The following is a 13,372-nucleotide window of genomic DNA, read 5'->3' as shown; positions in this document are numbered from 1 at the left end:
ATCAACCTAACTTGGGACGGAATTAGCGGTTACTGGACAAAATTCCGCATTGCCAATGCCAACGTCAGAACCAACCCGGCTCAAAGCACGGTCTTGTTAGTTCTCCATCAACAGGGAAACAATGTTTATTATATCTATTCAAACATCATCCCATATATCAGATTCGAAACTCAATCTCGAATCCTCATATCCTTTGGGTGCAGGGAAATCAGTCTTCACCCACGCAGGAAGCAATGTTTGTTCTTCATTACATATAAACATTGCGTCTCTGCTTCAGGTCTCGCTTCAAAACTCAACGAGAACCCCTTTTTTTGAGACTAGATGTTGAACTTTGAAGCATATAAACATTGTCAACCCGCATCAGAGCCAAGCCAGAACTTGGCCCCTCACAGCAGTTGAGGGGCACGGACCAGACCACCCATATCGGGCTGCACGATCCAGAGCCCCTGACAGCACAGCCTTACTATGTTGTAACCAATGTTATATAAAACTTTCCCGGCCCCGTCGGATCCAAGCAGAACGCTTGGACCCCCATGAACATCGGATACGAAGCAGATTCTGCACAAAAGCAGGATCTGATACGTGAATTACTCCGATTTGACCACAATAGGTGGTTCATTTTAGTATTTATACATTTACCCCTACCATGCATCCGGAGCCGAGATCGACACCTAAACTCTCCCCGTTCTCACAACACCAGGGGCATGAGTATATATGTAAAGCACAGAATTAGTTGCCTCGCGCGCAGGAGCGCAGACCAGAATCAACCATAATCGTTGCAAAAATCAGAGGGTTCGCGGCACTTACCGTTCATTCGCGAGCCGGAGTCTCACTCTCCGCATCACGGGGGGGTAACCGATCGCTCACATAGATCTCACCGAAGAACTCATCCTGCCAGAGTACAAGTTTACCCTCCAGCATAAGAAAAAGGAGCGGAATATAGACCTCGCGCCGGGACTGACCCATGGCCTTTGAGAGAGCATCAAGCGTCAGGACACCTCCCTCCCGCGCGGCCTCCCGGTAGCCTTTCATCACGACACCGACAGCCTTCTGGTATCCCTCATCGTGCGCCACCGCCACGACATCCTTCGCGTTGAGATCGAGATCAGGCTCCCGGGCAACAGTCGCCCTTCTTCGCTGCCTTCGGCGCTGCTCTTTCTCCGCCGTCTTCAACTGCTTGATGAGTTCATAGAGCGTAACCGGTGGACGTTCTCGCAGGTTCTTTCGTCCCAGGCGGCGCTTGATCTCCCGCTCAAGGCGATCAATCGGCTCCATCCCGCCACCTGATTCGAACCCGAAGTCAAGATCACCGAGCGCCTCATCCTCCTCATCAAGAGCATACTCCTCTTCCTCCTCATCCCGGCCCTCGAGGTGCTCCGACTTAAGGCGCAAGAGGCACGCAGCATAAAAGAGCGTCCTTCCCGAGACCCGCAGGTCCAGTTCCTTCCTTCGGTCGAGTTCGGCGAGGAACCGGTCGGTCACATCCACGATATCGATGTTCCAGGGATCGATCTCGCCGCGCTCGGCCATGCCGACCAGGATCTCAACTGGCTCCTCATCCATTGTTCTGTACACCGGTCACGTACGTACTCTTGTCCGGGCGGATCGTCACGCCCACAATGCGATCGGCGCGCTCGATCATCGGCTTTCGGAGCGAGACAATGATTGACTGCGCACTCCCGGTGAGATCGCTGATCATGGCAGCGATCCGGCCGACATTGCTCCCGTCAAGGAACATATCCACCTCGTCCAGCGCATAAAACGGCGCGGGCATATACTGCTGAATCGCAAAGATGAACGCAAGCGTGGTGAGAGACTTCTCACCGCCGGAGAGCGCCGAAAGAAGGTGAACCTTCTTGCCGCGCGGCTGCACTGCAAACGTCATGCCACCCGAGAACGGGTCCTCCTCGTTATCAAGAACCAGTTTCCCGCTCCCGTCGGTCAGTCGCGCAAAGATCCTCTGGAAGTTCGCATCAATCGCATTGAATGCCGTCATGAACGCATCGTACTTCATCTCCTCGTACTTCTCGATCCGCTCTAACAGCATCGTCCGCTCGCGCGAGAGCACCTCCTTCTTTTCAGTCCTCTCCTCGACACGTGCCGCGACGCGGTCGCACTCCTCGATTGCGAGCATATTCACCGCGCCGATCTTTTTGATCGCCTGCTCGGCTTCTGCAATCCCGGCATCGATTGCGGCGAGGTCAAGGTCTGTCTCCACGTCGCCGGCCTGTTCTTTGAGCACCTCAAGTTCCGAGAGAAGCGAGCGCTCCCGCTCCTTGAGCGCATCGATCTGCATCCGGGCACGCTCCACCGCACCAGAGAGTTCGAGGGCCTGCCGGTCGAGTTCCCGGATCTCATCGAGGATGCGATCACGCTCATCGCGAAGTCCTGCAAGTTCATCGGAGAACTCCTTCTGGCGTGCCTCAAGCTGGACAATCAAGCGGCGCTGGTTCTCGATCTGTTCTCCGGCCGCTGTGATATCGGCAGCAATCTCCTGGTTCTTCGCTTCGAGGCGGCTCCGCTCGGCAGCAAGTTCCTCCATGCGGTTTAAGAAGTGCTGCCGCTCGCGCTTGGCATCATTGATATCCGCATCCTTGTTCCGGAGCCGGCGCTCTATATCCTCGACGGATCTTCGGAGACCCTCATACTGCTCAGTAAGAGCCGGGATCTCGGTATCGTCAAGTTTCTTCTTGAGAGCATCCACCTCAGCCGAGAGCCGGGCGATCTCACCGCTCGTCCGGTCGAGATCCGCCTCAAGCCGCGCAAGTTCCTCACCACCCGTCTTTGCGGCGTCAGACATCTCCTGTAAGGTCGCGGCCAGAGTCTGTTTCTCCCCCGCAAGGACTTCGATACGTTTCTGGAACTCCTCGACAAGCATCCGGTAGCGGGCAATCTGTTCATCAAGGGTGCTCCGCTCAGCCCGCTTCGCCTCAGCGGCCGCCGTATAACGGCGTATGGACGCATCAACCTCTGCAGCCTCAGCCTCAAGACCGGCAAGCGTCGCGCGGACTCGCATGATCTCATCGTCGACCGCCACACCGAATCCCCGGACCTGCTTGGTCTGGGACCCACCGGTCATGGCACCGCTCTTCTCGACGAGTTCCCCATCAAGGGTGACCATCTTGTACCGGCCCATCAACCGCCGGGCCCGCTCGAGGGTGTCCACCACCACCGTCGCGCCGAAGACAACCTGGAACGCACGCTCAAACGCCGGGTCGAACTCGAGAAGGTCGACCGCGTAACCGATGATCCCGGGATCGGCCTCAAGCGGCGAGAGGATCGGGGGGCGGAGTTTATTGAGCGGCAGGAAGGTGATCCGTCCAAGGCGGTTCTCCTTTAAGTAGCGAATAGCATCGGAGGCCACCGCATCGGTATCGACGATCACCCAGCGGAGCCGGCCCATCGCCGCCACATTGAGCGCCGTGGCGTACTCCGGCGGCGCCCTCCCGAGCTGGGCAACGGTGCCGTGGACGCCCTCCATCCCAAGAATGACATCCATCGCCTTTCCGCCGGCATCGCCCTGCGCCTGCTGCTGCGCTTCAAGGCGCATCAGGTTCTGCTCGGTCTCCCGGATCTCTTTCTTTAACCGGTCCAGTGTCGACCGCCGCGCGAAGAGCGCACTCTCGGTCTCGGAGAGATCGCGCTCGATCTGCCGTTTCTGTGCCTCACAATCGGCCATGCAGGAAGAGTAGTCCGCGACCTGCGCCTGCTTGTTCTCAAGTTCCTCCTCAATCTGCCGGATGCGCGCCTCCAGACGCTCACGCTCCGATGTCCGCATCCGGCTCTTCTCGATGAAGATATCCTGCTCACGGAGTATCTTCGAGCGGAGTTCCTTCTTGCCCTCAAGGTCCTGCATCAGGGCAAAGAGCTGGTCCTTGACCCCTTCAACCTCCTTGCTCTCGCTTGCGATGCGCGCCTCGACCGCCTGCATTCTCTCTCGCTGCGCCGCAAGTTCCATTGCGAGATTCGACCGGTCGATCGAGAGGTTGCGGATCTGCCCGGTACACTCCTCCACCTTCGCCTCGGCGCGCTTGCTGTCCATGTAGATCCGCTGGACCGTCTCAAGGTTCTCATCCCGGGCTGATTTCAGGCGCTCAATAGTCTGCTCGGCAATCTTGATGCTGCCTCGCGCCTCCTCGAGCCGCCCGACAAGTTCCAGGTACTCGGGACCGCTCTTGCGGTTGATATCCTCGTCAACGGCCTTCTGGCGGCTGCGTGCCTCATCAATTCTCGCCTTGAGAGTCTCAGCCTCACCGGTGATGCGCTCGAGCTCCGCCTGCCGGTCAAGTATAAGGTTCTGGAGGGTGCCGATCTCACCCTCTTTCTGTCGCACAAGCGCCGCTCCCCTGCATCGAGTAAGGTGATCGAGTTTCTCCTGCCAGCGCCGGTACTCCATCGCCTGATCGCGCTCGTGCTGAAGCGCATCCAGTCTCGCTATCAGTTCGGAGAGGAGGATCTCCTCTCGCTCAATACGCTCCCGGACCACCTCAAGTTCCGAGAGAGCCTGGTCACGCTTGTGATCGAACTCGGCGACGCCTGCGATCTCATCGATGATCTTGCGGCGTTCCCCATCGCTCATCTCCATGATGCGGGTGATATCACCCTGCATCACGACGTTGTAGCCTTCCGGTTTGATCCCGTACTTCGCGAGGTACTCGAGGACATCACTCTGCTTGCAGAGACGGTTATTCAAGTAATTGTAACTATAGTAGCCCGTCGGGGTCCGTTTGATCCGGCGACGGATCGTTGTGCCGTCAGAGAATGTGATCGTCACCTCTGCGGTGTTCTTTCCGGAGTTAACGTTGATCAGATCCGTCAGTTTCTCGGCGCGCAGTCCTCGTGCACCCGAGAGAGCCAGGACGAAGAGAATGCTGTCGATGATATTGCTCTTCCCGGATCCGTTCGGGCCTGAGATGACGGTGAACCCTTCAAAAAATGGAATCTTCGTCCTTCTGGCGAAAGACTTGAAGTTGTCGATCTCAAGCTGCGTGATGTACAAGGATCAGGCTCCTTTCGCTACCGATCAAGGTCAAGTGTGTCATCCTCAGCCTGGATGATATCGTCAATTACACGCTTCTTCTGCTCAACGAAGGCCTTCCGATCGGCCATCCTGCCACCCATCCTCCGTCCCTGCACCGGGAGTGTCCCGGGTCTCGTGCTCGCGACGATGTACTCTGAAGGTCTCCTAATCTCCGGCTTCAGCGTCCCGTCGTTCTGCATGATCAGTTCAAGTTCTGATGCTTCAGGGGCGGGCCGGGCCGACTGTACCTGTACCTCTACCGGGCGCACAGGGGTCCGGGGCTCAACTCCGGGGCGGGGCTCGGCTTTGATGGTGACCTCGGTCTTCTTCCCCTCCGTCACCGGCGGCACCTTTCTCTGTTCATCCCTCTCTTTAGAGAGTCTCATGACCACAGTCTTGAGATCCAGGACCTCCTCCATCAGACCTTTCACCAGGGCTTCGAGATCCCGTACTCTCCGCTCCAATGCCCCAAGATCCTGCCCCCCTCTCTCCATGGCCTCAAGATCCTGTATCCTCCTCTCCAGATCGCGCAGGTATTCGTTGTCCGTTTCCGGCGCCACCGGCATTTCGTATTCCCTCATCTTCTCCATCTCTTTCTCGCGTTCCGCGAGTTCTCGCTCAAGAAACCGTATCCTTGCATCTTTCTGCGCCATTATCTCCCTCAAACTAATCCTTGATAATAGTTACGTAATAATATTACTATAGAATCCCGGAAAGAAGAATTATTACATTTTATCCAGGCCATAACCGAGAGAAAAATCCGCAGCCCCGGGTAACTCATCCGTGTAAACGAACCCGCGCAAAAGAAAGAATATTACCTCTCCAAAGCAACCTTTTTTAATATGTCTAGTCTGGCAAACTTCGATCCAGAAGTCGCAGACCTCATCGAGAAAGAGCGCCTGCGTCAGATCAATGGGCTGGAACTTATTGCCTCCGAAAACGTTGTCAGCAAGGCGGTTCTCGAAGCAATGGGCTCTATCATGACCAATAAGTACGCCGAGGGGTATCCCAGCAAGCGCTACTATGGCGGTTGCGAGTTCCACGACATGGTGGAGAACCTGGCGCGCGACCGGCTGTGCCGGCTCTTCGGTGCCGAGCATGCGAACGTCCAGCCACACTCAGGAAGTCAGGCAAATCAGGCGGTCTACTTCGCCTACCTCAACTATAAGGACAAGATTATGAGCCAGAGCCTCACCCAGGGCGGCCATCTTTCTCACGGCTCGCCAGTCAACATCACCGGGCGCTGGTATTCCATCTTCCACTACGGTGTCGACCCGGAGACGGAGAGACTCGACTACGCGGCCATCGAGGAGATGGCACGGATCATCAAACCACAGATGATCGTCTGCGGTGCAAGCGCCTACCCACGCGAGATCGACTTTAAGGCGTTCCAGGAGATCGCAGAGAGCGTCGGCGCGCGGTGCATGGCCGATATCGCCCATATTGCCGGACTCTGCGCGACCGGATACCACAACTCCCCGGTCGGAGTCGTAGATATTGTGACGACGACGACGCACAAGACCCTGCGCGGCCCCCGCGGCGGCGCCATCATGTGCAGCAAGGAAGATGCCGCAGCCATCGACAAGTCCGTCTTCCCGGGCATGCAGGGCGGCCCCCTGATGCACATCATCGCCGCAAAGGCGGTCTGCTTCAAGGAAGCGCTGACTCCCGCGTATAAGGACTACTGCAAACAGGTTGTCAAGAACGCGCAGACAATGGCAAATGTCCTCGCAGAAGAAGGGCTCGACCTCGTCTCCGGCGGCACCGACAACCACCTCATCCTCCTCGACCTCACAGGCGTCTCCACCAACGGCGAGCACCTTACGGGCCTCGCGGCCGAGGTTGCCCTCGGGGAAGCAGGCATCACCGTGAACAAGAACACCATCCCCCGAGAACAGCTCAGTCCCTTTGTGACGAGCGGGCTTAGAATCGGCACGCCTGCCGTCACCTCCCGCGGCATGAAAGAGGAGGAGATGAAGCAGATCGGACACTGGATCGCCCGGGTCATCAAGGATATCGCTAAAGACCGGACCTCAAAGAAAGCGATCAACGAAGTGAGAGAAGAGGTTATTGCTCTTGCGAGCAAGTATCCCCTTTACCCTGAAGTCTCATGATACTTGATGGCAAAGCAGTCTCGGAAAAGAGGCTTGAGATCCTCAAAGAGCAGATAGAGGAGTCCAGACTCTATCCCCGCCTCGCAACCGTCATCGTAGGAACGGACCCTGCATCGCAGATGTACGTCCGCATGAAGCATCGGGCGTGCGAGCGGGTCGGGATCGGGTCGATCGGGATCGAACTCCCGGAGGATGCCACGACTGAGCGGGTGCTCGAGACGATCAACCGCCTCAACAACGATCCCGACATCGACGGCATTCTGGTCCAGCTGCCGCTCCCGGCACAGGTCGACACCACCCGTGTCATCGAGGCGGTTGCGCCCGAGAAAGACGTGGACGGGTTCCACCCCTGCAACCTCGGGAGACTCCTTGCCGGAAGCCCGGTCTTTGCCCCCTGCACCCCACAGGGGATCATGACGATCCTCAAAGAGTATGCGATCCCAACCGCAGGGCAGAGAGCGGTGGTCGTCGGGCGGAGCATCGATGTTGGAAGACCCATGGCCGCCCTGCTCCTGAATGCCGACGCAACCGTCACGATCTGCCACTCAAAGACGAGGAACCTCGAGGCCGAGATGAGAAGTGCTGACATTCTCATCAGTGCGGTTGGAAGAGCGAAGTTTGTCAAACCGGACATGGTCAAGGAAGGAGCGACGGTTATCGACGTCGGTATCAACCACGACGAGCAGGGGAAACTCTGCGGTGATGTTGATTTTGAAGCGGTGCGTGACCGTGCTGGAGCAATAACTCCGGTCCCCGGCGGCGTCGGCCCCATGACGATCGCGACGCTGATGGAGAATACCTTCAAGGCAGCCAAGCTGAGGACATGCGACAGCACAGTACGGTTGTAAACCGCCTCCGGATCGGCGGTGGTGCTCCTGTTCGCCTGATGGGCGTCATCAACTGTAGCCCCGAGTCGTTTTACCGGGGCTCCTTCACCCCGATCGGGAGGATCTACGATAGGGCTCTTGCCATGCTCAAGACTGGCGCCGATATGATCGATCTCGGTGCCCGGAGCACGGCCCCGGGCTCCCCTCCCCTCACCCCCGCCGAGGAGGCAAAACGCATGGACGCAGCGCTCTCCGAACTCGACGGGACCGGGATCACCATATCGGTGGACACCCGCTACCCCGAGGTGCTCGAGACCTGTCTTCGCCACGACATTCATGCCGTAAACGATATCTCCGGGCTTGCTGACGAGCGATACGCCAGGGCCATCGCCGATTCCGGGCTGCCGGTATTTGCGATGGCAAGTTTCAAGGAGCCCGGCGACGCTGTCGGGCTTTCGGCAACCATCGCCGCGCTTGAGACGGTCGTAACCCGTTGCGCGCGTTTTGAGATTGACGAGTACGTCCTTGACCCCGGTATCGGGCGATGGATTCCGGAGAGAACAAGTGAAGATGACTGGGAACTCTGCAGGAATTTTGCGGCATTCACAAAGTTCGGCCGCCCGGTGCTTGCCGCGGTCTCAAGGAAGACATTCATCGGGGACCTGCTCGGAAAAGAACCTGATGAGCGGCTCGCAGGCACCCTCGCGCTCACGATGATGCTCGTTGAGGCGGGAGCGGCCGTTGTGCGGTGCCATGACGTGGCAGAGACCGCCGACCTCCTGCGAGTCTATTCAAAGATGAGGAAAACATGACAGCACCATCGTTTTCAGTCTACGGGCTTGCAACCCCACTGATCCGTCCCGGCGACGACATTGCCGCGCACCTTATCCTGGCCGCCGAAGACCAGGGATGCCGGGGCTTCGAGGACGGGGATATCGTGGTCATTGCAGAGTCCGCTGTGGCCACCGCCGAGGGCAGGGTCACGAAACTTGCCGATATCGAACCATCGGCAGAAGCGCTCCGGCTCGCAGAAGATTACAGGATGGATCCCCGCCTTGTCGAGGTGGTGCTCCGGGAGAGCGATCGGATCGTCGGGGGCATCCCCGGATTCCTGCTCAGTATGAAGAACGGGACGCTCCTTCCAAACGCAGGGATAGACGCCTCAAACGCTCCGCCCGGCTCCGTCGTTCTCCTGCCCATCAACCCGGATGCATCCGCGGCACGAATACGCGCTGCAATCACCGACCGGTCGGGGGTGGATATCGCGGTCATCATCGTCGACTCGCGAACGCACGCGATGCGGCTGGGGTGCAGCGGGGTTGCCATCGGGTGTTCGGGCGTCCCCTCGGTGATCGATGAGCGCGGGAAGACTGATCTCTTCGGCCGCAAACTTGAGGTCACGAAGAGAGCGGTGGCAGACTGTATCGCATCCGCCGCCGAACTCGTGATGGGGGAGGCAGGTGAATGTGTCCCCGCCGCCGTGGTGCGCGGGATTGGGCTTCCTATCGGCGACTACCAGGGGGTGGCCACCATCGATGCCTCAGAGTGCCTCTTTATGGGGGCCGCGCTGCACACCAACCCGACCCTTCTCGTCAAGAACAATAGAGAATCCTAATCTCTCCAGGAACTCCCTGCTTTTTCTTCCTTTTCCGTGAATGAGGATCTCGACCAGGTCTTCTTTCTCATCGATATCGGTCGACATCCTGAACGAGTCGATGACCTCGACGGAGAAACCGCATTCCTCCGCAACCCGCAGGTGGTCGAGGAAACTTGCCCCGTAAAAGTCGGCGTGGAAGCACTGCGGCTTTTTTAAGAATATGACGTTTGTCCCGCCACCCCGCCCCGGCACGATTGCCATATCCTTCTCGGTGCGAATCAGCCGTTGAATATCCCCGGCCGTCACCAGGGGGAGATCGGCCATGATGATAAGCGCCGGGCAATGAAACTGCTCAAGCGCCCAGTTGATCGCATCATTCAGGGATTCTTTTCGAACAGCGACGAGCGCGTTTTCATGTTTGAAGGGATGTGTGCAGAGCAGAGTGGCGCTGCACCCGGACTTTAGCACAGCGGCGATCACATCTTCAAGCATCGCCCGGGCGAACGCCTCCCGCTCCTCCTGGTTCAATATGCAGGAGAGACGCGTTTTTGGGTTTACCGGCTTAAAGGGAATGAGCGCGTGAAAGTACATCGTGAAACGGTTGTCAGGGCGGCATCAAAAAGGCATCGTTACCATGACGAACCCGTGTATCAATCAAGTATCATCGATCATTCATTCTCACGAACACTGACCGCCATCAAATCTCCCCGCAAGCAATCATCTCTCAAAACAACCATCTCCCGAAAGTTCATGTTAGAAAGTGTCGACATATATCCATGCACCGCCGCGTCATCACCTTCTCAAGGAACGTCTTCCTCCCCCTAACGACCGTCTGCGCCAACCGCTGCGGCTACTGCTGTTTCCGGACCCCGGTCGAGGAGGGATGCATCATGTCCCCCGACGAAGTGATCCGGACCCTGGATACGGGTGCCTCCCTGGGCTGCACGGAAGCCCTCTTCACCTTCGGGGAACGGCCCGGCGCGGTGCCGGGCTTTGCCGCGGAACTTGCAAGACTCGGTTACGCGGATATCCTCGACTATGTCTACGACCTCTCCCTTGCGGCCATCAAGCGGGGGCTTCTCCCGCATACCAACGCAGGCATCCTCACCTACGAAGAGCTCGACCGCCTCCGCGAGGTGAACGCAAGCATGGGGCTGATGCTCGAGACGACGGCCGATATTCCCGCGCACAGGAACTCCCCGGGAAAAGACCCGGCGGTTCGGATCGAGATGATCGAGAACGCCGGAAGACTCTCAATACCGTTCACGACCGGGATTCTGATCGGAATCGGCGAGACAGAAGAGGACCGCGAGGAGTCGCTCCAGGTCATCCGGGATCTCCACCGCAGGTATGGCCATATCCAGGAGGTGATTGTCCAGAACTTCTGCCCAAAGCAGGGAACACCGATGGAGGATGCACCGGCGCCCGGGACAGACGAGATCCGCACGACGATATCCCTTGCCCGGGAGATCCTTCCGGCGGATGTGGCGGTGCAGATTCCCCCAAACCTTGCAGATGCAGCCCAACTCATCGAATACGGGGTGGACGACCTCGGCGGAGTCTCCCCGCTCACCATCGACTATGTCAATCCCGAGCGCCCCTGGCCGCAGATCGAAGAACTCCGACGGGTGGCCGGAGACGCCGAACTTCGGGAGCGGCTATGCATCTACCCGCAGTACATCGAGAAGGGCTGGTATTCTCCCCTCCTTGAACCCCTGATCCGACAACTCGCAGAGAGGATTGCAGGATCCAAGAGGGGCGAGGGTGCATAACCTCATCACCAATCCCGATCAACACCTATCAGGAGATTTGGCCATGAAACAGGTAGACCTCCTCTATACTGGGAAGGCAAAGTCCGTCTATCGCACCGACGAACCAGGCATATACATTATGAAGTTCCGGGACGACATCACGGCGTTCGACGGCGAGAAGAAAGATACCCTGAGCGGCAAAGGAAGATATAACGCAGAGGTATCCACCTTCTTCTTCAGATACCTGGAGGAGAACGGGATTCGCACCCACTACATCAGAAGCATCGAACCCGGCACCATCGCGGTCCGAGGGCTTGAGATGATCCCGCTTGAAGTGATCGTCAGGAACGTCGCGGCCGGGTCGATCGTGCGCAACTACCCCTTCAAGGAAGGAGAGCCGCTCGACCCGCCGGTGATCGTCATCGATTTCAAGAGCGACACTCACCACGACCCTATGTTAAACGATGATCTGATCTACGCCCTCAACCTCGCCACGCCCGAGGAACTTGACCAGATCAAGGCCACAGCGCTCGCAATAAACGATATACTCCGGGAGTATCTTGATGCACGCGGCATCACCCTGGTCGACTTCAAACTTGAGTTCGGCCGCTACAATGGCGAGATCCTCGTCGGCGACGAGATCAGCATGGACTCAATGCGGCTCTGGGACAAGGAGACCGGGGCGTCTCTCGACAAGGACGTCTACCGGTTCAATAAGGGAGACGTCATGGAGACCTACGCCGGCGTTGCGAAACGAATTCTCTCTCCCCCAGGTGAATCTGTATGAAGTATAACGTAACCATCACCATCGCCCTCAAAGAGGGAATGCTCAACCCCGAAGCGCGTGCCATCCAGCACGCCCTCGCAAACCTCGGGTTTCCAACCGAGTCCCTGAGCACTGCGCGCCTCTTTAAGATCACGCTCGATGCGACGGATGCGGCGGCGGCGCGGGAGACGGCCGGACAGATGTGCGAGCGGCTCCTCGCAAACCCCGTCATCCACAACTACACGATTGAGGTTGAGTAAGGCATGAGATTTGCTGTGGTGCAGTTCGGTGGCAGCAACTGCGACCGGGACACCTACCACGTCCTCGCGGATGTCTGCGGGGTCGATACGGACCTTGTCTGGTACAAAGACGGACTCCGCCGTCCCTACGACGCTGTGGTGCTCCCCGGAGGGTTCTCCTACGGGGACTATCTCCGGGCGGGGGCCATCGCCGCCCGGACACCGATTATGACCGAGATCGTCAGGCACGCGAACGAGGGCGGGCTGGTCCTCGGGATCTGCAATGGGGCCCAGATCAGTTCGGAGGCCGGACTGACCCCGGGCACCTTCACACTGAACGCTTACCCGAAGTTCATCTCAAGGCACGTCTATCTCCGTGTCGAGAACAACACCTCGCCGTTCACCGCACTCTATCGCAAGGGCGAGGTCATCCGGGTGCCGATTGCGCATAAAGAAGGCCGGTACGTCGCCCCGGAGGATACTATCGCGCAGTTGAACCGCAAAGATAGAGTCGCGTTCCGGTTCTGCGACGAGCATGGCAACGTTACATCGGAGAGCAACCCGAATGGGTCGACGGAGAATATCACCGGCGTCCTCTCGGAGAACGGAAACGTGCTTGCGATGATGCCGCACCCCGAGCGTGCCAGTGAACCCGTGCTTGGCTCAGACGACGGCGTCAAAATATTTAACTCGATGATCGCCTATATCGAGGAGCACGGGGCCCGGAGAGTTGCATAATGGGAGTTATACTATGAGTGAAGAAGGGATCGAGAAGGCGCGGGCCAAAGCGAAGATCTACGCGAAGGAGAAAGGCTACGTCTTAAACGTCGATGAGAAGCAACTCTCAGCCGTTCTCCGCGGGCTCGCCCGGAACCAGGAGAAGTATGGTGCGGCATACTGCCCCTGCAGGCTCCGGAGCGGGGACCCCGAGAAGGACCGGATCATTATCTGCCCCTGCATCTACCACGAAAAAGAGATCGAAGAGCAGGGTGCCTGCCATTGCCGACTCTTCTTCAAGAGGAAATCTGAATAATTTTTTGCAGTCCCAAATAAGGCTC

Annotated in this window: 13 protein-coding genes; 9 read left to right on the top strand and 4 right to left on the bottom strand. The window is 58.0% G+C overall.

All coding sequences use genetic code 11. From position 1 onward, the window contains the following. Positions 1-810 precede the first annotated feature (810 nt). From MCUTH_RS05880 to MCUTH_RS05870, 3 genes are read right to left on the bottom strand one after another with little or no spacing between them, the layout of a single operon-like run. Complete coding sequence (locus tag MCUTH_RS05880) at positions 811-1,563, bottom strand: segregation/condensation protein A (RefSeq protein WP_066956861.1); 753 nt, start codon at positions 1,561-1,563, stop codon at positions 811-813. Then, entirely contained in the window at positions 1,556-4,999 is a 3,444-nt protein-coding gene (gene smc, locus MCUTH_RS05875; protein ID WP_066956858.1) for a chromosome segregation protein SMC, read from the bottom strand. The genes MCUTH_RS05880 and smc overlap by 8 nt, the downstream gene beginning before the upstream one ends. Before the next feature lie 17 nt (positions 5,000-5,016). After that, positions 5,017-5,673 carry a hypothetical protein gene (locus tag MCUTH_RS05870; protein ID WP_066956855.1) on the bottom strand — a complete coding sequence of 219 codons (657 nt, stop codon included), beginning with the start codon at positions 5,671-5,673 and terminating at the stop codon, positions 5,017-5,019. Positions 5,674-5,862: 189 nt separating this feature from the next. Here MCUTH_RS05870 and glyA point away from each other — a divergent pair, with 189 nt between their 5' ends. The 4 genes from glyA to cofE are packed head-to-tail and all read left to right on the top strand — an operon-like array spanning position 5,863 to position 9,576. Beyond that, complete coding sequence (gene glyA / locus MCUTH_RS05865; RefSeq protein ID WP_066956852.1) at positions 5,863-7,134, top strand: serine hydroxymethyltransferase; 1,272 nt, start codon at positions 5,863-5,865, stop codon at positions 7,132-7,134. Next, positions 7,131-7,982, top strand: coding sequence for a bifunctional methylenetetrahydrofolate dehydrogenase/methenyltetrahydrofolate cyclohydrolase FolD (folD, locus tag MCUTH_RS05860; RefSeq protein WP_066956849.1), 852 nt, complete (start codon positions 7,131-7,133; stop codon positions 7,980-7,982). The genes glyA and folD overlap by 4 nt, the downstream gene beginning before the upstream one ends. Next, positions 7,958-8,773, top strand: a complete 816-nt coding sequence (gene folP / locus MCUTH_RS05855) for a dihydropteroate synthase (protein WP_066956847.1) — start codon at positions 7,958-7,960, stop codon at positions 8,771-8,773. The genes folD and folP overlap by 25 nt, the downstream gene beginning before the upstream one ends. Continuing rightward, positions 8,770-9,576 carry a coenzyme F420-0:L-glutamate ligase gene (cofE, locus tag MCUTH_RS05850; RefSeq protein ID WP_066956844.1) on the top strand — a complete coding sequence of 269 codons (807 nt, stop codon included), beginning with the start codon at positions 8,770-8,772 and terminating at the stop codon, positions 9,574-9,576. Before folP ends, cofE begins: the two co-directional genes overlap by 4 nt. Here the strand turns inward: cofE and cofC are convergent. Continuing rightward, positions 9,502-10,149, bottom strand: a complete 648-nt coding sequence (gene cofC / locus MCUTH_RS05845) for a 2-phospho-L-lactate guanylyltransferase (RefSeq protein WP_066956841.1) — start codon at positions 10,147-10,149, stop codon at positions 9,502-9,504. The two genes, cofE and cofC, sit on opposite strands and share 75 nt — an antisense overlap. Before the next feature lie 185 nt (positions 10,150-10,334). On the opposite strand from cofC, the gene cofG reads away from it, so the two are divergent. From cofG to MCUTH_RS05820, 5 genes are read left to right on the top strand one after another with little or no spacing between them, the layout of a single operon-like run. After that, the gene (gene cofG, locus MCUTH_RS05840) at positions 10,335-11,330 is read left to right on the top strand and encodes a 7,8-didemethyl-8-hydroxy-5-deazariboflavin synthase CofG (RefSeq protein ID WP_066956838.1); all 996 of its coding nucleotides are present in this window, start codon (positions 10,335-10,337) and stop codon (positions 11,328-11,330) included. 43 nt (positions 11,331-11,373) lie between these two features. Further along, positions 11,374-12,096 (top strand): phosphoribosylaminoimidazolesuccinocarboxamide synthase, encoded by a 723-nt coding sequence (purC, locus tag MCUTH_RS05835; protein ID WP_066956834.1) that lies wholly within the window; start codon positions 11,374-11,376, stop codon positions 12,094-12,096. After that, positions 12,093-12,335 (top strand): phosphoribosylformylglycinamidine synthase subunit PurS, encoded by a 243-nt coding sequence (gene purS, locus MCUTH_RS05830; RefSeq protein WP_066956831.1) that lies wholly within the window; start codon positions 12,093-12,095, stop codon positions 12,333-12,335. Before purC ends, purS begins: the two co-directional genes overlap by 4 nt. A 3-nt stretch (positions 12,336-12,338) precedes the next feature. Beyond that, positions 12,339-13,052: a phosphoribosylformylglycinamidine synthase I gene (purQ, locus tag MCUTH_RS05825; RefSeq protein WP_066956828.1), complete on the top strand. Its 714-nt coding sequence runs from the start codon at positions 12,339-12,341 to the stop codon at positions 13,050-13,052. A gap of 13 nt (positions 13,053-13,065) precedes the next feature. Then, positions 13,066-13,347 carry a ferredoxin-thioredoxin reductase catalytic domain-containing protein gene (locus MCUTH_RS05820; protein WP_066956825.1) on the top strand — a complete coding sequence of 94 codons (282 nt, stop codon included), beginning with the start codon at positions 13,066-13,068 and terminating at the stop codon, positions 13,345-13,347. Positions 13,348-13,372 lie beyond the last annotated feature (25 nt).

This window comes from Methanoculleus thermophilus (assembly GCF_001571405.1).
Classification (GTDB): Archaea; Halobacteriota; Methanomicrobia; order Methanomicrobiales; family Methanoculleaceae; genus Methanoculleus; species Methanoculleus thermophilus.
Note: the sequence above shows the minus strand (reverse complement) of the source record. Positions and strands in the feature narration are given on the sequence as shown.

What these genes read in the sequence shown, in the direction of transcription:
- MCUTH_RS05880 (WP_066956861.1), bottom strand. Translation starts at nt 1,563, where the DNA reads ATGGATGAGGAGCCAGTTGAGATCCTGGTCGGCATGGCCGAGCGCGGC.
- MCUTH_RS05870 (WP_066956855.1), bottom strand. Translation starts at nt 5,673, where the DNA reads ATGGCGCAGAAAGATGCAAGGATACGGTTTCTTGAGCGAGAACTCGCG.
- glyA (WP_066956852.1), top strand. Translation starts at nt 5,863, where the DNA reads ATGTCTAGTCTGGCAAACTTCGATCCAGAAGTCGCAGACCTCATCGAG.
- folD (WP_066956849.1), top strand. Translation starts at nt 7,131, where the DNA reads ATGATACTTGATGGCAAAGCAGTCTCGGAAAAGAGGCTTGAGATCCTC.
- folP (WP_066956847.1), top strand. Translation starts at nt 7,958, where the DNA reads ATGCGACAGCACAGTACGGTTGTAAACCGCCTCCGGATCGGCGGTGGT.
- cofE (WP_066956844.1), top strand. Translation starts at nt 8,770, where the DNA reads ATGACAGCACCATCGTTTTCAGTCTACGGGCTTGCAACCCCACTGATC.
- cofC (WP_066956841.1), bottom strand. Translation starts at nt 10,149, where the DNA reads ATGTACTTTCACGCGCTCATTCCCTTTAAGCCGGTAAACCCAAAAACG.
- cofG (WP_066956838.1), top strand. Translation starts at nt 10,335, where the DNA reads ATGCACCGCCGCGTCATCACCTTCTCAAGGAACGTCTTCCTCCCCCTA.
- purC (WP_066956834.1), top strand. Translation starts at nt 11,374, where the DNA reads ATGAAACAGGTAGACCTCCTCTATACTGGGAAGGCAAAGTCCGTCTAT.
- purS (WP_066956831.1), top strand. Translation starts at nt 12,093, where the DNA reads ATGAAGTATAACGTAACCATCACCATCGCCCTCAAAGAGGGAATGCTC.
- purQ (WP_066956828.1), top strand. Translation starts at nt 12,339, where the DNA reads ATGAGATTTGCTGTGGTGCAGTTCGGTGGCAGCAACTGCGACCGGGAC.
- MCUTH_RS05820 (WP_066956825.1), top strand. Translation starts at nt 13,066, where the DNA reads ATGAGTGAAGAAGGGATCGAGAAGGCGCGGGCCAAAGCGAAGATCTAC.